The sequence below is a fragment of the Stenotrophomonas sp. PI_27 genome (assembly GCF_027854495.1).
GTDB lineage: Bacteria > Pseudomonadota > Gammaproteobacteria > Xanthomonadales > Xanthomonadaceae > Stenotrophomonas > Stenotrophomonas pavanii.
On the sequence record NZ_JAJNOF010000016.1, the window covers coordinates 65,207 to 81,344 of the forward strand.

Below are 16,138 nucleotides of genomic sequence, written 5' to 3' on the forward strand. Positions count from 1 at the left end.
CCGCGACGATGATCACCGCCCTTTCCGTCCTGCTCTGGTTCATCTCGCAGCATCCGCTGCTGACGTTCTTTGCAGCGATGGTGCTGGCCGGGCTGGTCTCGTGGTGGCGGCGCTTTCCGGGCTACGCCATCGTGGTGTTCCCGCTGGCGATGCTCAACATGTTCCTCGGCCATTTCCTCAACGCCACCTTCCTCAACATGGTGGGCGAGCGCGGTGAAGCGGTGATCGTCAAGGCCGAGCGGACCAGCTCCACGCTCAACGAACAGTACATCTGGCGCTACGAAGGGGTGCTGCGTACCGCCGAGGGCCGCGATGTGGACGTGGTGTTCCACACCAACACCGCCTCGCTGTGGCCGCTGGAAAACGCCATCCGCATCCCGGCGCGCGAGCAGCCGTTCGTGGTCAAGTACACGCCGGGTTTCCCGCGCAACTTCGTCATCCTCACCAACGAATCCCCGCACGGGCTGGCCCAGGCCCGGGCCAGCGCGCGCGAGCGGGTGGAGGTGGCGGCGCGCAAGCTGCACTTCAGCCCGGGCAATGCCGAGTTCCGCGCCGACTATCGCCGCGAGCTGGAAAGCTGGCTGCGCGACCACGGCAACGATCCGCAGCAGCAACCCGACGCGCAGCGATATCGCGCCGAACTCGACGCGCTCGACCGCTAGATCCCCAGGCCCTGCCTGGATGCTCCACCCCATCCACCCACAGGCCTGACATGACCACGACCTCCGCCGCCCTCCTCCCGCTGCTGCAGCAGGTCCTGCAGGAGGCCGGCACCGCCAGCCGCGTCGACGGCGGCGCGCTGCTGCTGGACAGCGGCCTGCGCCTGACCCCGCATGCGGTGGCCGCGCACGCGCGCGACAACGGCGGCTGGCAGACTTCCACCGTCATCGAGAGCCAGCATCCCGTGCTGTTCGCCGATGGCCTGTTCGAGTACCAGCATGCCAACGGTACCGATGAGCAGGCATCGCTGCTGTCCGGCTTCCAGGCCTGGGTACGGGTGGACCTTGCGACCCTGCAGACCGCGATCGGCGCCGAAGACGCGCAGGGGCTGCCGATGATGGGCCTGACCTATCCGGCCGGCGATGACGGCCAGGAACTCGAACGCACCGTGGTGCTCGGTCCACTGGCGCATTACCGCGAGCATGAGATGGACACCGGCCCCCGCAGCGAAGACGATCATGGCTCCTGCCCCTGCTGCCTGTTCACCCGCAGCATCGATGCATTCGATGCGCTGCTGAAGACGCGTTCTTTCCTGGCCATCCGCCTTTTCGCCTCGCGCGATGCCGATGGCCTGTGCGAGGCCGATTGCCGGGTCAACGGCCACGACTTCGCTGCCGCCCTGCCCCTGCTTCGCGCCTACGCGGCCAGCTGGCCGCAGGCCGGGCTGGAGTTCCGCAAGCAGTACGTGGTGATCCGCACCGGCTCGCCGGGCTGACCCACCGCCACACCCGATACAGGCCGGTGCAGCTACACTGCGCGCCGGTTTCCCAAGCAACCGCACCTTCTTCCATCCCTACGAGGCACCCCCGCGATGCTGTACGCGCAAGTCCACCTGACCCTTCCCGCCTGGATCCACGACCAGATCGACCTGGATCGTCGATATCCGGGCGACGAGGCCAAGGTCGCGCTGGCGATCGAGCTGTCGCGGCTGAACGTCGAGCACGCCAGCGGCGGCCCGTTCGGCGCCGTGGTGTTCGGTCCGGATGACAAGGTGATCGCCGCTGGCGTCAACCGGGTGATGCCGCACGCGACCTCGCTGGCGCACGCCGAGAACATGGCCTACATGCTGGCCCAGCAACGCCTGCAGACCCCGCGCCTGAACGCGGTGCTGTCGCCGGTCACCCTGGCCACCAGCTCGCAGCCCTGCTGCCAGTGCTACGGCGCCACCGTCTGGGCCGGCATCGACCGGCTGCTGATCGGTGCCAGTGCGGCCGACGTCGAGGAACTGACGCCGTTCGACGAAGGCCCGCTGCCGGCCGACTGGGTGGGCGAACTCAACAAGCGCGGCATCGAAGTGGTGCAGGGCCTGGACCGCGACGCCGCGCGCAGCGTGCTGCGAACCTATGGGGAAAGCGATGGCGCCCGTTACTGAGACCGGCATCGGCCTGCTGTGCCTGTGCCGGCAGGGCTTCGAACCCGAGCTGGCCGGCGAGCTGCAGTTCCGCGCCGGTGAAGCCGGTTTCGCTGGCTATGCGCGCACCCAGCGCAATGACGGCTATGTGCTTTTCATGTGCGACGACGCTGCAGCACTGGCGCCACGCCTGCGCTGGCGTGAACTGATCTTCGCGCGGCAGAAGCTGGTCGTGCTGGCCGAGCTGCCGCAGCTGGACCCGAGCGATCGCATCACCCCGATGCTGGACGTGCTGGCCGATGCGCCGCGCTTCGGCGACCTGTGGGTGGAGCACCCCGATTCGGACGCTGGTAAGCCGCTGTCCGGGCTGGCGCGAGCCTTCGGCAATGCACTGCGCCCGGCGCTGCGCAAGGCCGGCAAGCTCAGCGACAAGCCGAACAACCGCCTGCCGCGCCTGCACGTGGTCTTCGTCGACGGCACCCATGCGTTCGTCTGCGTGGCCGACCCGGCCGACAGCGCGCCGTGGGCGCTGGGCATTCCGCGCCTGAAGCTGCTGCCCGAAGCGCCCTCGCGTTCGGCGCTGAAGCTGGACGAAGCACTGCTGACCCTGCTGACGCCGGAGGAACGCGAGGCGCTGGCCAGGCCTGGCATGCGCGCGGCCGACCTGGGCGCCGCCCCCGGCGGCTGGACCTGGGTGCTGACCCGCCAGCACATGCACGTACTGAGCATCGACAACGGCCCGCTGCGCCAGCACGTGCTGGACACCGGCCTGGTCGAGCACCTGCGCGCCGACGGCTTCCACTGGCACCCGGAACAACCGCTGGACTGGATGGTCTGCGACATGGTCGAGCAGCCGCGTCGCGTCGCCGAACGCATGGCCACCTGGTTCCGCGAAGGCTGGTGCCGGCACGCGATCTTCAACCTGAAGCTGCCGATGAAGAAGCGCTGGGACGAAACCCGGCTGTGCCTGGACCTGTTCCAGGACCAGGCCGGCAAGCCGCTGGTGGTGCGCGCCAAGCAGCTCTATCACGATCGTGAAGAGATCACCGTGCTGGCCTCGCCGCTGCGCTGATCCGTCATCGGCGGCACAGGGTGCCGGGAGTACGCTCCCGGTACCCCTTTGGCAAGGAGCCTGTCATGGACATTCCACGTTCCGCCGTGCTGTTGGCCACCCTGCTGGCCGCGGTACCGGTCATGGCCCAGCACGGCCCATCGACCCCTGCGCAAAGCCAGCCGCTGGGCCCGACCGGCGGTGCCATCCGCCAGCAACCGCTGGATGCCGGGCGGGTGACCGGCAGCGTCGAGATTGCACAGCCGGCCGGCGAGGCCCAGGTGACCGTGCGCTCGCTGGAGCCCAGCAGCGTGGTCGGCCAGTACCGCATCCGCTTCAGCGACCTCGACGTGAATGGCGATGGTTTCATCAGCCGCGAGGAAGCACAGGCCAACCCAGCGCTGGCCGACGAATTCAACTCGCTGGACCGCAGACATCGCGGCAAGCTGGACCGCACCGACCTGGCCGGATGGCTGGTTGACTGAAAAAAGGGGACGGAGGGGATTAAGTCGCATGTGCACATGCGACTTAATCCCCTCCGTCCCCTTTTTGCTTCAGACGCCGGCGGCGCGCTTCCAGAACGCCTGCACCAGCGGCGGCCACTTGCCGACGCAGCCCAGCGCGCGGCCGCGCGCCAGGGTCAGGTGCATTTCGTCGTTGGAGAACAGGCGGTTGATCGCATCGAAGCTGTAGGCAGCGACGTGGTTGTCGCTGCGGCGTTCGCGTGCCCAGCGTTGCAGGCGCTGCGGTGACAGCCGCGGCTGGCCGCGGCGCTCTGCCGAGGGCGCCAGCCACTGCTGCAGGGCGGCGACATCGCGCAGCCCCAGGTTCACGCCCTGCCCGGCCAGCGGATGCACCACATGGGCGGCGTCTCCCAATGCCAGCACGCGACCGGCCACGTAGTGACGGGCCAACTGGCGGCGCAGCGGGAATGCCGCACGTGGCGATGCCAAGCGCAGCTCACCCAGGCGTGCCGCAAAGGCGCGGGTCAGTTCGCGGTTGAAGCTGTCCTCGTCCAGCGCCAGCACGCGCGCCGCCTCGTCCTCGGGCAGGGTCCAGACGATCGAGCTGCGGCGCTCGGCCACCGGCAGCAGCGCCAGCGGCCCGCTCGGCAGGAAGCGCTGCCAGGCCGTGGCCTGGTTGGGGAGATCGCTGTCCACGTAGGCCACTACGCCTCGCTGGTGGTAGTCGTAGCGCTCGACCTCGATGCCGGCCAGCTGGCGCAGGGTCGATTCGGCGCCGTCGGCGGCCACCGCCAACGCCGCTTCCAGGCGACGCCCGTCATTCAGGCGCAGGCGCACGCCGTCCTCGTCCTGCTCCAGCGCGTCCACCCGTGCCGGGCAGTGCAGCTGCACGCCCGCCGCCGGCAATGCCGACCACAGGCGATCCTGCAGCAGGCCGTTCTCGACGATGTACCCCAGCTCGCGTCGACCGAAGCGATCGGCATCGAACAGCAGATCCTCGCCACCGGCCGCGTCCCACACCTGCATGCGCCGGTAGGGCCAGGCACGGGCCTGGGCAATGGCCGGCCACACGCCGAGGCGGTTCAACAGCTGAACATTGTCAGCGGCGAAGGCGAACACGCGCAGGTCCGGCTGTGCGGCCTGCCACGGCGCTGGTTCGCGGCCCTCGACCAGCGCCACCGACAGTCCGGCATCGGCCAGCGCCAGCGCACACGCGGCACCGACCACGCCACCGCCGACGACGGCCACGTCAAGACGGGCGCGCCGGCTCATGCGGCTTCTCCGCGGCACAGGCGTGGCACTTCGCCGCGGAAGCCCATCGCGCCACCGACCAGCATCGATTGCACCGACGCGCGCTGCGCGGCCACCAGGCCGAGGCTGCGCAACGGCCGCATCAGCGGCGCCGGATTGCTGGTCAGGCGCGCCAGTCCACCGGAGAACGCCACCGTCTGCCGGCGGTCTTCCTCGCGGCGCGCGACGTAGGCCTGCAGCAGAGCATCGCTGCCGGCATCGTCCTGCGCATCCTCCAGCAGTTCGGCCAGGGTCAGTGCATCGCGCAGGCCCAGGTTGAAGCCCTGCGCGCCCAGCGGATGGATGGTCTGCGCAGCATTGCCGAGCAGCACCGTGCGTTCACCGGCCAGCGCGCGCGCCAGCACCTGGATGAGCGGATACGCGCTGCGCGGGCCGGATTCGAGCAAGCGACCGGCACGCCAGCCGATCGCGTTCTGCAGGCGCTGCAGCCAGGCGGCATCGTCCAGCGCCATCACCGCATCGGCCTGCTCGCGGGCCACGCCGTGCACGCTGCCGAAATGACGGTCACCCCGCGGCAGCAACGCGGTCGGGCCGGTATCGGTGAAGCGCTCCCAGGCGGTGCCGTCCGGCGCGCGCTGGCTGCGCACCCGGGCCACGAACAGGGTCTGCTGGAAATCATGGCGATCGACCTCGATGCCCAGCGCGTCGCGCACGCCACTGGTCGTGCCATCGGCTCCCACCACCAGCCGCGCCAGCAGCACGCGCTCGCCGGCCTCGTCGGCCACCCGCACCTGGCGGTAACCGTCGACCACCTCGCCCAGGCCCAGGAACCGCATCGGCCGGTAGCGCCGTAGCCGCGGCAGCTCCTGCAGGCGCGCTTCCAGCGCCTGGCCGAAGTCCCGCGCCACCACCACCTGGCCGAACCACGGCCGGTCGTAGTCGGCCGCCTCCAGCTGCACGCGGCCGAAATCGCCGGCACGGCTGACATGGATGCGGCGGATCGGACCCGGTGCCATCGCCAGCTTCTGCATGACCCGCAGGGCGGTCAGTGCGTTGACCGTGGCAGCGGCGAAACTGAGGTTGCGCTGGTCGAACACCGCCGGCAGCTCGCCGGCCGGGCTGGCTTCGAGCAGGCCCACGTCGCGGCCCAGCCGGTCCAGGGCGATGGCCAGGCTGGCACCGACCAGGCCACCACCGACGATCAGCACGTCATGTCGTTCACTCATGGTGTTCATGATACGCGCTCGCCCCGCCCGAACACCCAACGGCGCCCGACCTGCGCCAACCGGCGCGGCGGGCTAGAATGAAACCTGAATCCGCTCCGGGCCCGCTGCCATGTCCGCCACCGCCAACCGTGCCTTCGTCCTGTCCGTGCTCGTGCTGGTGCTGGCGGCGACCCGGGTCAACCACTTCGCGGCGATCCCCGATGCCTCCTGGGCCGTGTTCTTCATCGGTGGCTTCTACCTGGCCACCTGGACGCGCTGGGCGTTCCCGCTGCTGATGGTGTTCGCCGTGCTGGTGGACTGGATCGTGATCCGCAGCAGCGGCCTGGATTTCTGGCAGCACTACTGCGTGTCGCCGGGCTACTGGCTGCTGCTGCCGGCGTATTTCTCGCTGTGGGCCGGCGGCATGCTGCTGGGCCGCAACTACCAGGGCGCACGCTGGCCGGTGCTGGCCAAGGGCACGTTGCTGCTGGTGGCCTCGGTGGCGGTCTGTCACCTGCTGGCACAGGGCGGCTTCTACTGGACCAGCCGCAACGTGGCCGAACCGACGCTGGCCGGCTGGGCACAGAACTACGCGCAGTGGTTCGGCCCGTACCTGCGTACGACGGCGATCTACGTGGCGCTGGCGGCCGCCCTGCAGCTGGCCGTGGAGCAGGTACTGAAGCTCCAGCAGGCCCGCCGCGACATCCGTCACTGAGCCACGCCATGGGCCATCGCCTCTCGCGCATCTACACCCGCACCGGCGACGACGGCAGCACCGGCCTTGGCGACGGCCAGCGCGTGGCCAAGGATGACGCCCGCGTGGCGTCCTACGGTACCGTCGACGAAGCCAATGCCGCGCTCGGCCTGCTGCTGGCCACGGCGCTGCCCGACGACGTGCGCGCGCTGGTGGTGCATCTGCAGCACCAGCTGTTCGACCTGGGCGCCGAGCTGTGCATTCCCGGCCACGCCGCGATCCACGCCGCCGACGTGTCCGCCCTGGAGCAGCAGCTGGATCATTACAACGCCGGCCTGCCGATGCTGAAGGAATTCATCCTGCCGGCCGGCGGCGAGGCCGCCGCCCGCTGCCACCTGGCCCGCACCATCGTCCGCCGCGCCGAGCGCGAGACGGTCACCCTGGCCCGCCACGAGGCCGTGCGCAGCGAGGCGCTGCAGTACCTCAACCGGCTGTCGGACCTGCTGTTCGTGCTGGCCCGGGTGCTGGCCCGCGCCGATGGCCACGGCGAAGCGCTGTGGCAGCCGCAGCAGCGCCAGCGCTGAGTCGGCACGATGCTGGTCTTCACCCATCCGTCCTGCCTGCTGCATGACCCCGGCGCCGGTCATCCGGAATGCCCGCAACGCCTGCAGCATGTGCTGGATGCCCTGCACGCCGCGTTCCCCGGCCAGCTGGACTGGCGCGAGGCGCCGCCGGCCAAGTTCGGCGATCTGACCCGCGTCCACGACAGCGCCCTGCTCGACTTCGTGCTGCAGCCGCAGACCGCGCCGCTGCGCCAGCTCGACATGGACACCTGGACCTCGCCCGGCTCGGCCAGTGCCGCCGTGCATGCCGCCGGCGCCGGCGTGGCGGCGGTCGACGCGGTGATGCTGGGCGGGGACCCGCTGGCATTCTGCGCGGTGCGGCCACCGGGCCACCACGCCACCAGCAGCACGGCGATGGGCTTCTGCCTGCTCAACAACATCGCCATCGCCGCCGCCCACGCCCGTGACCGCCACGGCCTGGAGCGGATCGCCGTGGTCGATTTCGATGTCCACCATGGCAATGGCACCCAGGACATCTTCCAGCACGACGCCCGGGTGTCCTACTACAGCACCCACCAGGCCGGGCTGTTCCCCAATTCCGGCCTGCGCCGCGACCGCGGTGCGGGCAACCTGATGAACATCCTGCTGCCCCCGGGCAGCGGCGGTTTCCGCTTCCGCAATGTGTGGGCCGACGAGATGCTGCCGGCCATCGACGACTTCCGCCCGCAGCTGCTGCTGATCTCGGCCGGCTTCGATGCCCACCTGCGCGACCCGCAGGCCGACCTGATGCTGGAAACCGACGATTTCGCCTGGATCACCCGCGAACTGCATGCGCTGGCGCGCCGCCATGCGGCCGGCCGGGTGGTCTCGATGCTGGAAGGCGGCTACGACCTGCAGGCCCTTGCCGAATGCAGCGTGGCCCATGTCCGGGCCCTGATGCCGGCCCCTGCCGGGACCGCCGCCGGATGAACCCGAACCGGCGGGATCCGTCCGCCTTCATTGCCCCTATGCAAGGGATGGGGCAAGCTACCGTCCGTTTTCGCCCGAATCCGAACCGCGTGCGCCGAGCCCTCCGCCTGCTTCCCCTGCCTCTGAGCATCGCCATCTGCCTGCCGGCAATGGCCGATGAAAAGCCGCTCAACTGGGGCCTGTGCCCGGCTACCGACGTGATTCCCGCGTTCACCGATGCCCCCACCCCGGTCCCCGGGCAGGACAAGGCCGCCGCCAGCGCCGCGCGCGAGCAGCAGCCGACCGACATCGAGGGCGACCAGCTGCTGGGCACCACCACCGTGCCGCAGTACGAAGGCAACGTGGCACTGCGCCGGGGCGACCAGTTCGTCGGCACCGACAAGCTGAGTTTCGATACCGAGAGCGGCAACTACATCGCCGACGGCAATGTCCGCTACCAGGACTCCTCGATCCGCATGGTCGCCAAGCGCGCCGAGGGCAACCAGGAAAGCGACACCCACAAGATCACCGACATCAAGTACCAGCTGGTGTCGCGCCGCGGCAACGGCGACGCCGAGTCGGTCGACCTGCAGGGTGCGGTCGGCCAGATGCACCGCTCCACCTACACCACCTGCGACCCGTCGCAGCCGGTGTGGAAGCTGTCGGCGCCGCAGATCGAAGTGGACAACGACGAGGGCTTCGGCACCGCGCGCAATGCCGTGCTGCGCATCGGCAAGGTGCCGGTGCTGTGGGCGCCGTACTTCAAGTTCCCGATCGATGACCGCCGCAAGACCGGCCTGCTGTTCCCGCAGCTGGGCATGTCCGGCCGCAACGGTTTCGACTACACCCAGCCGATCTACCTGAACCTGGCGCCGAACTACGACGACACGCTGATGCCGCGCTACATGAGCCGGCGTGGCCTGATGCTCGACAACGAGTTCCGCTACCTCTACAACGGCGGCCGCGGCGAGCTGCTGACCGCCTACATCCCCAACGACAAGCTGCGCGACCGCGACCGCGGCCGCGTCATGTTCAGCGGCTACCACAACGTGGATGACCACTGGCAGGCGCGCGCCAACCTGGCCTGGGTCAGCGACGAGCGCTACGTCGAGGATTTCGCCAATCGCCTGGTCGGGGTGACCGCCTCGAACCTGCAGAGCACCGTGGGCCTGTACGGCACCGGCAAGAACTGGACGGCCGGCATCATGGCCGACCGCTGGCAGCTGACCGACTACACCCTCAACGAAAGCGCGCTGCCCTACAACCGCCAGCCGCGCCTGTACTTCAACTGGGACAAGCCGGTCCTGCCGTGGCTGGAAACCGGCGTCTACGCCGAAGCGGTGCGCTTTACCCACGACGACATCAACTTCAAGTACGACGCCAGCGCCGGCCCGGACCTGCAGTACACGCGCAACGGCCAGACCCAGCGCATGTACGGCGGCTCGCGCCTGGACGTGAAGCCGTACGTGTCGTTCCCGATCAGCGGCGCGGCCTGGTACGTCACCCCGACCCTGGCCTACCGCTACACCGGCTACGACCTGGACCAGGGCCTGGCCGACAGCGTCCGCCGCAACGTGCTGGTCTCGCAGGGCATCGACCCGAACACCGCCACGCCGGAGCAGCTGCGCGGCAACAAATCGCCCAGCCGCAGCCTGCCGATCGGCAGCATCGACGCCGGCCTGTTCTTCGATCGCGAGACCACCATCGGCGGCAAGTCGTTCCTGCACACGCTGGAACCGCGCCTGTTCTACCTGCGCACGCCGTACCGCAACCAGGACGACCTGCCGATCTTCGACACCCGTGACTTCACCTTCAGCTGGGGCCAGCTGTTCCGCGACTCGCGCTATACCGGCGCCGACCGCCAGAACGATGCCAACCAGCTGACCCTGGCACTGGGCACCCGCTTCATCGACCAGACCACCGGCAAGGAACGGTTCTCGGCCGCCATCGGCCAGATCCAGTACTTCGACGAGTCGCGGGTGACCGTCACCCCGGGCGGCGCGCCGGTGGAGAAGGGCAAGTCGGCGTGGATCGCCGACGGCAACTACATGATCAACGACCGCTGGACCCTGGGTGCCACCTACCAGTGGGACCCCAAGTACAAGCGCGAGGATCTGGCCAGCGTCCGCGCCCGCTACCTGATGCCCAACGATGGCGTGATCAACCTCAGCTACCGTTACCGCATCAACTCCGGCGCCCCGGCCACCGCCAACAAGCATGACCGCACGCTGCTGGAACAGGCCGACCTGTCGTTCCTGTACCCGCTGAATGCGCGCTGGAGCCTGGTCGGCCGCTACTACTACTCGCTGCAGGACAAGGAACCGCTGGAAATCATCGCCGGCGTCCAGTGGGACAGCTGCTGCCTGGCCGTGCGTGCGGTCGCCCGCCGCTACGTCCGCAACCGCGAAGGCGAGATGAACAACGCCATCCAGCTGGAGTTCGTGCTCAAGGGTCTGAGCTCCCTGGGCCAGGACACGGACCGTACCCTGCGCCGTGCTATCCTCGGCTACAACCGCGACGACCTCTATCTCGTGCCGCCGAGCAACACCGGGGCGACCCGGGATGACTACGATCCGAACCTGATCCCATGACCAAGCGCTTCCCCGTTCTTCTCGCCTCGCTGCTGGCGGTGTCCAGCGTGTCCGCCCCCCTGCAGGTGCTTGCCCAGGAGGCGCAGCCGCTTGACCGCATTGCCGCCGTCGTCGATGAGGACGTGATCCTGCAGAGCGAGCTCCAGCGTGCGATCGCCAACATCAAGGCGCAGTACGCCGGCCGTGAAAACCAGCTGCCGCCGGAAGACGTGCTCAGCCGCCAGGTGCTCGAGCGCCTGGTGCTGGTCAAGCTGCAGGTGGCCCGCGCCCAGGGCAGCGGCATCCGGGTCAGCGACCAGGAGCTGAACCAGGCGATGAACTCCATCGCCCAGCAGAACGGGTCGAACCTGGACGCCCTGCGCCAGCGCCTGGCCCATGACGGCATCGACTTCAACGACTTCCGCGCTTCGGTGCGTGACGAGATCACCGTGCAGCGCCTGCGCCAGAGCTTCGCGCAGAGCCGCATCAGCGTCAGCGAGGGCGAAGTCGACGCCGCGCTGAAGCAGCAGGCCACGGTGGGCAACCAGTACCACCTGGCGCACATCCTGATCGCCCTGCCCGACGGCGCCAACGCCGACCAGATCGCCACCGGCCAGAAGAAGGCCGATGGCGTGAAGACGCTGCTGGACAAGGGCGAGCTGGACTTCAACGCCGCAGCCGTGCGCTATTCGGACAGCCCGAACGCACTGGAAGGCGGCGACCTGGGCTGGCGCAGCCTGGACGAGATCCCCACCGCGTTCGCCCAGCTGATGGAAAAGATGAAGCCCGGCGAAGTGGTCGGCCCGATCCGCGGCCCGAGCGGCTTCCAGCTGCTGAAGCTGGTGGAAGTGCGCGATGCCAGCGCCGCCGCCGGTGAGCATACGGTCACCGAGTTCCACGGCCGCCACATCCTGGTGCGCGTGGACGACCACCAGACCGACGCCGCCGCCAAGGCCAAGATCGACACCCTGCGTGCCCGCATTGCCGGCGGTGCCGACTTCCAGGCCGTGGCCCGGGAGTCCTCCGAGGACAACAACAGCAAGGGCCAGGGCGGTGATCTGGGCTGGTTCCCGGCCGACGCGTTCGGTCCGGCGTTCGGCCAGCAGGTCGAAGGCCTGCAGGACGGTGGCGTCAGCCAGCCGTTCCGCACCGACGCCGGTTGGCACATCGTGCAGCGCGTGGCGACCCGCCAGACCGACGTGACCACCGACAACCAGCGTGCCCAGGTCCGCGAGACCATCGGCCGCCGCAAGCTGGAAGACGAGTACAACCGCTTCCTGCAGGAACTGCGTGGCGAAGCCTACGTCAGCTTCCGCAGCGGCGACCGCGCGGAAAACACCGCCACCCCGCCGCAGTCCTGACCGATGCGCCCCGAGCTCGCGCTGGTACCGGGCGAGCCCGCCGGGATCGGCCCGGAACTGTGTGTCCGCCTCGTCCAGCAGCCGCGTGAGGATTGCCGGCTGCTGGCCTTTGCCGACCCGGACACCCTGCGCGCGGCCGCGGCCGCGCTGAACCTGCCGCTGCAACTGCTGCCCGAGGACGCCGAAGCACGCGTGCCCGGCGATCTGCGCCTGCGCGCCGTCCGCAACGCTGCGCCCAGCCACTTCGGCCAGGCCGATCCGGCCAATGCCGGCGCGGTCATCGACGCCCTGCTTGGCGCCGGCCAGGCCTGCCTGTCCGGCGAACTGCACGGTGTGGTGACCGGCCCGGTGCACAAGGCAGTCATCAACGAAGGCGGCATCGCCTACAGCGGTACCACCGAACTGCTGGCCGACCAGGCCGGGGTGAAGGTGGTGATGATGCTGGCCAACCACATCGTGCGCGTGGCGCTGGCCACCACCCACCTGCCGCTGCGCGAGGTGGCCGATGCGATCACCGCCCCCGGCCTGGAGCACACCCTGCGCACCGTGCATGCGGCACTGCGCCGCGAGTTCGGCCTGCCCGCGCCGCGCATCGCCGTGCTCGGCCTGAACCCGCACGCCGGCGAAGACGGCCATCTGGGCCGCGAGGAACTGGACCTGGTCATTCCCCTGCTGCAGCGGCTGCGCGCCGAGGGCCTGGACCTCGTCGGGCCGCTGCCGGCCGACACCGCCTTCCTGCCGGCCAAGCTGGCCGGTTTCGACACCGTGCTGGCGATGTACCACGACCAGGGCCTGCCGGTGTTGAAGTACTCAGGGTTCGAACAGGCCGTGAACCTGACCCTGGGCCTGCCCTACCCTCGCGTGGCGGTGGACCATGGCACCGCGCTGGACCTGGCCGGGCGTGGCATCGCCGATCCTTCCAGCCTGCAGGCGGCAGCGACGCTGTGTGCGCAGCTTGCGCGGCAACGTACACTGAGCGCATGAATTCCCCGCATTCCCCCTCCGGCCCGGTGTTCACCGCCCCGGCCAAGAAGCAGCTTGGCCAGCATTTCCTGGCCGATCGCCACTACATCGACAAGATCGTGATGGCGGTCAACCCGAAAGATGGCGACCGCTTGGTTGAAATTGGTCCCGGCCAGGGCGCGATCACCCTGCCGCTGCTGCGCGTGCACCCGCAGCTGACGGTGATCGAGTTCGACCGCGACCTGATCGCGCCACTGACCGCCGCCGCCGAGCCGCTGGGCGAGCTGACCATCGTCCACCGCGACGTGCTGCGCGTGGACTTCACCGAACTGGCCGGCGGCCAGCCGATCCGCCTGGTCGGCAACCTGCCCTACAACATCTCCTCGCCCATCCTGTTCCATGCGCTGGAGCATGCCGCGGTGATCCGCGACATGCACTTCATGCTGCAGAAGGAAGTGGTCGACCGCATGGCCGCTGGCCCCGGCAGCAAGGTGTATGGCCGCCTCAGCGTGATACTGCAGGCCTACTGCCAGGTCACCTCGCTGTTCGTGGTGCCGCCGGGCGCGTTCCGGCCGCCGCCGAAGGTCGATTCGGCCGTGGTGCGGCTGGTGCCGCGCGACCCGGCCACGATCAACATCAACGACCACAAGCGTTTCGCCGAGGTGGTCAAGGCCGCCTTCGGGCAGCGCCGCAAGACCCTGCGCAATGCCCTGAACAACGTGGTGTCCGCCGAGCAGTTCATCGCCGCCGGCGTGCGTCCCGATGCCCGCGCCGAACAGCTGGACGTGGCTGAATTCATCGCTTTGGCCAATGCCTCCTGATTACACTGCCGGTATGGAAGACGCTGACGTATATGCCATCTCCGTCGAAGTCGCGCCGCGCTTCCTCGACGATCAATCCGCCCCGGAAGACGGCCGCTTCGCGTTCGCCTACACGATCCGCATCCACAACCAGGGGCGGGTCGCCGCACGCCTGGTCGCACGCCACTGGCGCATCACCGATGCCAATGGCCGTGTCGAGCACGTTGACGGCGACGGGGTGATCGGCGAGCAGCCACGGCTGCGCCCCGGTGAAGACTTCCGTTACACGTCCGGTGTCATGCTGGGGACCGATCACGGGACCATGCAGGGGCACTACGACATGGTCGCCGACGATGGCACCGAATTCGCCGCGCCGGTCGCACCGTTCGTGCTGGCCGTCCCGCGCACCCTGCACTGACACGGAGGCCGAACGATGAGTGTGTGGGCGATCGGCGACCTGCAGGGCTGCTATGACGTCACCCAGCGGTTGCTGGAGAAGATCCGCTTCGACCCGGCGCAGGACACCCTGTGGTTCTGCGGCGACCTGGTCAACCGGGGCGGGCAGTCGCTGGAAACGCTGCGGCTGGTGCACTCGCTGCGCGAGCACAGCGTGGTGGTGCTGGGCAACCATGATCTTTCGCTGCTGGCCGTCGGTTCGCGTACCGAAGAGGAACAGCGCAAGGTCAACCCGGACCTGCTGCGCATCGTGCAGGCCGAGGACCGCGACGAACTGCTGGACTGGCTGCGCCTGCAGAAGCTGGTGCACGTGGACCGCGAGCTGGGCTGGATGATGGTGCACGCCGGCCTGGCGCCGAAGTGGACCACGCAGATGGCCGAGAAGCATGCCGCCGAGGTCGAGGTGCAGCTGCATGGCGCCGGCTACCGCAAGCTGTTCCGCAACATGTACGGCGACAAGCCGAGCTGGGCCCCGAACCTGTCCGGCTACGACCGCTCGCGCGCGATCATCAACGTGCTCACCCGCATGCGCTACTGCACCCCGCGCGGGCGCATCGGCATCGAGGACAAGGGCACGCCGGGCACACAGGAACAGGGGCTGTATCCTTGGTTCGAGGTGCCGGGCCGGGTCGAGCGCGACCTCAAGGTGGTCTGCGGCCACTGGTCGGCGCTGGGCCTGACCATCACCCAGGGCGTGCACGCCATCGACACTGGTGCGGTCTGGGGCGGCAAGCTGACCGCGCTCCAGCTGGATACCGACGAGCTGCGCGTGGTGCAGGTCCCGGGCCGCGATGTACCGGCACCAGTGCCCAACGCCCGCCCACCCGCGCGACCGGCGCACGAGCGCCCCGCCGCTGCGACGCAGGGCAAGGAACAGGGCGGCAACGCCGCTGCCACCCCGGGCAACCGTGGCCCACGCCGCCGTCGCCGTCGTGGTGGCGGAGGGGGCGGCGCGGGTGGCGGCACCAACAACAGTCCCCCGCCGCAGGCGTGACGCGGCGCGGCTGGGCACCAGGGACGGTGCTGCTGACGCTGGCCCTGGCCAGCGGCTGCCAGCCCGGCTCGCCGCCTGCTCCCACGGCTGCGGATGGTGCAGCACATGCGCCGACGCAGCCGCAGGCCCCTTCGCCGCCACTGGTGGCCGCAGCCCGCGCGCAGATCGGCGTCACCACCCGTTACGATCCTGCTTACCAGGTACTGGCCTATCCCGGCGGCGACGTGCCACTGGATCGCGGCGTGTGCACGGACGTGGTGGTGCGCGCCCTGCGCGATCTGGGTCTGGACCTGCAGGCACGCGTGCATAAGGACATGCGCGGCAGCTTCAGTGCCTATCCGGCGATCTGGGGCCTGTCACGGCCGGACCGCAACATCGATCATCGTCGTGTACCGAACCTGATGCGCTGGTTCGAGCGCCAGGGCTGGCAGCAACCGGTCACGGCCCTCGCCGCCGACTACGCGGCCGGCGACATCGTTGCCTGGAAGCTCAATGGCAACGGCCTGCTGCACGTGGGCATCGTTTCTGACCGGCGCCTGGCCAATGGCACACCGCTGGTGCTGCACAACATCGCGCGCGGCACGCGCGAAGAGAACCTGCTGTTCCAGCACGCGATCATCGGGCATTACCGGATGCCGTAGCGACAGTCCCGGTAGAGTCGACTGTTAGTCGACTGCTCCTGACGCCCCCTGAAAACCCCGCGCTGCGCGCGATAGTCGACTAACAGTCGACTCTACCCTGTCGGTG

At 69.2% G+C, this 16,138-nt stretch carries 16 protein-coding genes and 1 pseudogene; 15 read left to right on the plus strand and 2 right to left on the minus strand.

Going from position 1 to position 16,138, the window contains the following annotated elements:
• The first annotated feature begins 8 nt into the window (after window positions 1–8).
• The 5 genes from LRM18_RS17660 to LRM18_RS17680 all read left to right on the plus strand — a co-directional run bounded on the left by LRM18_RS17660 (window position 9) and on the right by LRM18_RS17680 (window position 3,607).
• Window positions 9–662, plus strand: coding sequence for a membrane protein (locus LRM18_RS17660; protein ID WP_049469715.1), 654 nt, complete (start codon window positions 9–11; stop codon window positions 660–662).
• 50 nt (window positions 663–712) lie between these two features.
• Window positions 713–1,435, plus strand: coding sequence for a DUF6348 family protein (locus tag LRM18_RS17665; protein WP_154330079.1), 723 nt, complete (start codon window positions 713–715; stop codon window positions 1,433–1,435).
• Window positions 1,436–1,531: 96 nt separating this feature from the next.
• The gene (locus LRM18_RS17670) at window positions 1,532–2,092 is read left to right on the plus strand and encodes a nucleoside deaminase (RefSeq protein WP_019661129.1); all 561 of its coding nucleotides are present in this window, start codon (window positions 1,532–1,534) and stop codon (window positions 2,090–2,092) included.
• On the plus strand, window positions 2,076–3,143 hold the full coding sequence (gene rlmM, locus LRM18_RS17675; RefSeq protein ID WP_182068352.1) for a 23S rRNA (cytidine(2498)-2'-O)-methyltransferase RlmM: 1,068 nt from the start codon (window positions 2,076–2,078) through the stop codon (window positions 3,141–3,143). Before LRM18_RS17670 ends, rlmM begins: the two co-directional genes overlap by 17 nt.
• A gap of 65 nt (window positions 3,144–3,208) precedes the next feature.
• On the plus strand, window positions 3,209–3,607 hold the full coding sequence (locus LRM18_RS17680; RefSeq protein ID WP_206633235.1) for an EF-hand domain-containing protein: 399 nt from the start codon (window positions 3,209–3,211) through the stop codon (window positions 3,605–3,607).
• A 69-nt stretch (window positions 3,608–3,676) separates the two neighbouring features.
• Here the strand turns inward: LRM18_RS17680 and LRM18_RS17685 are convergent, their stop codons facing one another.
• Together LRM18_RS17685 and ubiH are read right to left on the minus strand one after the other, a co-directional pair.
• On the minus strand, window positions 3,677–4,858 hold the full coding sequence (locus LRM18_RS17685; RefSeq protein ID WP_270955150.1) for a UbiH/UbiF family hydroxylase: 1,182 nt from the start codon (window positions 4,856–4,858) through the stop codon (window positions 3,677–3,679).
• Window positions 4,855–6,063, minus strand: coding sequence for a 2-octaprenyl-6-methoxyphenyl hydroxylase (gene ubiH, locus LRM18_RS17690; protein WP_270955151.1), 1,209 nt, complete (start codon window positions 6,061–6,063; stop codon window positions 4,855–4,857). The genes LRM18_RS17685 and ubiH overlap by 4 nt, the downstream gene beginning before the upstream one ends.
• Window positions 6,064–6,172: 109 nt before the next feature.
• Between ubiH and LRM18_RS17695 the strand changes: the two genes are divergently transcribed.
• The 10 genes and pseudogenes from LRM18_RS17695 to LRM18_RS17740 all read left to right on the plus strand — a co-directional run bounded on the left by LRM18_RS17695 (window position 6,173) and on the right by LRM18_RS17740 (window position 16,032).
• Complete coding sequence (locus LRM18_RS17695; protein ID WP_049470553.1) at window positions 6,173–6,757, plus strand: hypothetical protein; 585 nt, start codon at window positions 6,173–6,175, stop codon at window positions 6,755–6,757.
• Between the two features lie 8 nt (window positions 6,758–6,765).
• Window positions 6,766–7,320, plus strand: a complete 555-nt coding sequence (locus LRM18_RS17700; RefSeq protein ID WP_049470556.1) for a cob(I)yrinic acid a,c-diamide adenosyltransferase — start codon at window positions 6,766–6,768, stop codon at window positions 7,318–7,320.
• Window positions 7,321–7,329: 9 nt separating this feature from the next.
• Entirely contained in the window at window positions 7,330–8,268 is a 939-nt protein-coding gene (locus tag LRM18_RS17705) for a histone deacetylase family protein (protein WP_270955152.1), read from the plus strand.
• Between the two features lie 89 nt (window positions 8,269–8,357).
• Entirely contained in the window at window positions 8,358–10,838 is a 2,481-nt protein-coding gene (gene lptD, locus LRM18_RS17710) for an LPS-assembly protein LptD (RefSeq protein ID WP_080355593.1), read from the plus strand.
• Window positions 10,835–12,163 (plus strand): annotated as a pseudogene (locus tag LRM18_RS17715) (peptidylprolyl isomerase); the annotation flags it as partial. The gene lptD and the pseudogene LRM18_RS17715, both read left to right, overlap by 4 nt.
• A gap of 18 nt (window positions 12,164–12,181) precedes the next feature.
• Window positions 12,182–13,162 carry a 4-hydroxythreonine-4-phosphate dehydrogenase PdxA gene (gene pdxA, locus LRM18_RS17720; protein ID WP_053506410.1) on the plus strand — a complete coding sequence of 327 codons (981 nt, stop codon included), beginning with the start codon at window positions 12,182–12,184 and terminating at the stop codon, window positions 13,160–13,162.
• The gene (gene rsmA / locus LRM18_RS17725; RefSeq protein WP_270955153.1) at window positions 13,159–13,962 is read left to right on the plus strand and encodes a 16S rRNA (adenine(1518)-N(6)/adenine(1519)-N(6))-dimethyltransferase RsmA; all 804 of its coding nucleotides are present in this window, start codon (window positions 13,159–13,161) and stop codon (window positions 13,960–13,962) included. Before pdxA ends, rsmA begins: the two co-directional genes overlap by 4 nt.
• Window positions 13,963–13,975: 13 nt before the next feature.
• Window positions 13,976–14,359: a Co2+/Mg2+ efflux protein ApaG gene (gene apaG, locus LRM18_RS17730; protein ID WP_008268668.1), complete on the plus strand. Its 384-nt coding sequence runs from the start codon at window positions 13,976–13,978 to the stop codon at window positions 14,357–14,359.
• Window positions 14,360–14,374: 15 nt separating this feature from the next.
• Window positions 14,375–15,391, plus strand: a complete 1,017-nt coding sequence (locus LRM18_RS17735) for a symmetrical bis(5'-nucleosyl)-tetraphosphatase (protein WP_103282782.1) — start codon at window positions 14,375–14,377, stop codon at window positions 15,389–15,391.
• Window positions 15,388–16,032, plus strand: coding sequence for a DUF1287 domain-containing protein (locus LRM18_RS17740; protein ID WP_270955154.1), 645 nt, complete (start codon window positions 15,388–15,390; stop codon window positions 16,030–16,032). Before LRM18_RS17735 ends, LRM18_RS17740 begins: the two co-directional genes overlap by 4 nt.
• Window positions 16,033–16,138: the final 106 nt, after the last annotated feature.

Bases quoted from the DNA above. Each gene is read 5' to 3' on its own strand.
- LRM18_RS17670 (WP_019661129.1), top strand. From the start codon at position 1,532: ATGCTGTACGCGCAAGTCCACCTGACCCTTCCCGCCTGGATCCACGAC.
- LRM18_RS17665 (WP_154330079.1), top strand. From the start codon at position 713: ATGACCACGACCTCCGCCGCCCTCCTCCCGCTGCTGCAGCAGGTCCTG.
- LRM18_RS17685 (WP_270955150.1), bottom strand. From the start codon at position 4,858: ATGAGCCGGCGCGCCCGTCTTGACGTGGCCGTCGTCGGCGGTGGCGTG.
- apaG (WP_008268668.1), top strand. From the start codon at position 13,976: ATGGAAGACGCTGACGTATATGCCATCTCCGTCGAAGTCGCGCCGCGC.
- ubiH (WP_270955151.1), bottom strand. From the start codon at position 6,063: ATGAGTGAACGACATGACGTGCTGATCGTCGGTGGTGGCCTGGTCGGT.
- LRM18_RS17700 (WP_049470556.1), top strand. From the start codon at position 6,766: ATGGGCCATCGCCTCTCGCGCATCTACACCCGCACCGGCGACGACGGC.
- LRM18_RS17695 (WP_049470553.1), top strand. From the start codon at position 6,173: ATGTCCGCCACCGCCAACCGTGCCTTCGTCCTGTCCGTGCTCGTGCTG.
- LRM18_RS17660 (WP_049469715.1), top strand. From the start codon at position 9: ATGATCACCGCCCTTTCCGTCCTGCTCTGGTTCATCTCGCAGCATCCG.
- LRM18_RS17735 (WP_103282782.1), top strand. From the start codon at position 14,375: ATGAGTGTGTGGGCGATCGGCGACCTGCAGGGCTGCTATGACGTCACC.
- LRM18_RS17680 (WP_206633235.1), top strand. From the start codon at position 3,209: ATGGACATTCCACGTTCCGCCGTGCTGTTGGCCACCCTGCTGGCCGCG.
- pdxA (WP_053506410.1), top strand. From the start codon at position 12,182: ATGCGCCCCGAGCTCGCGCTGGTACCGGGCGAGCCCGCCGGGATCGGC.
- rlmM (WP_182068352.1), top strand. From the start codon at position 2,076: ATGGCGCCCGTTACTGAGACCGGCATCGGCCTGCTGTGCCTGTGCCGG.
- rsmA (WP_270955153.1), top strand. From the start codon at position 13,159: ATGAATTCCCCGCATTCCCCCTCCGGCCCGGTGTTCACCGCCCCGGCC.
- LRM18_RS17705 (WP_270955152.1), top strand. From the start codon at position 7,330: ATGCTGGTCTTCACCCATCCGTCCTGCCTGCTGCATGACCCCGGCGCC.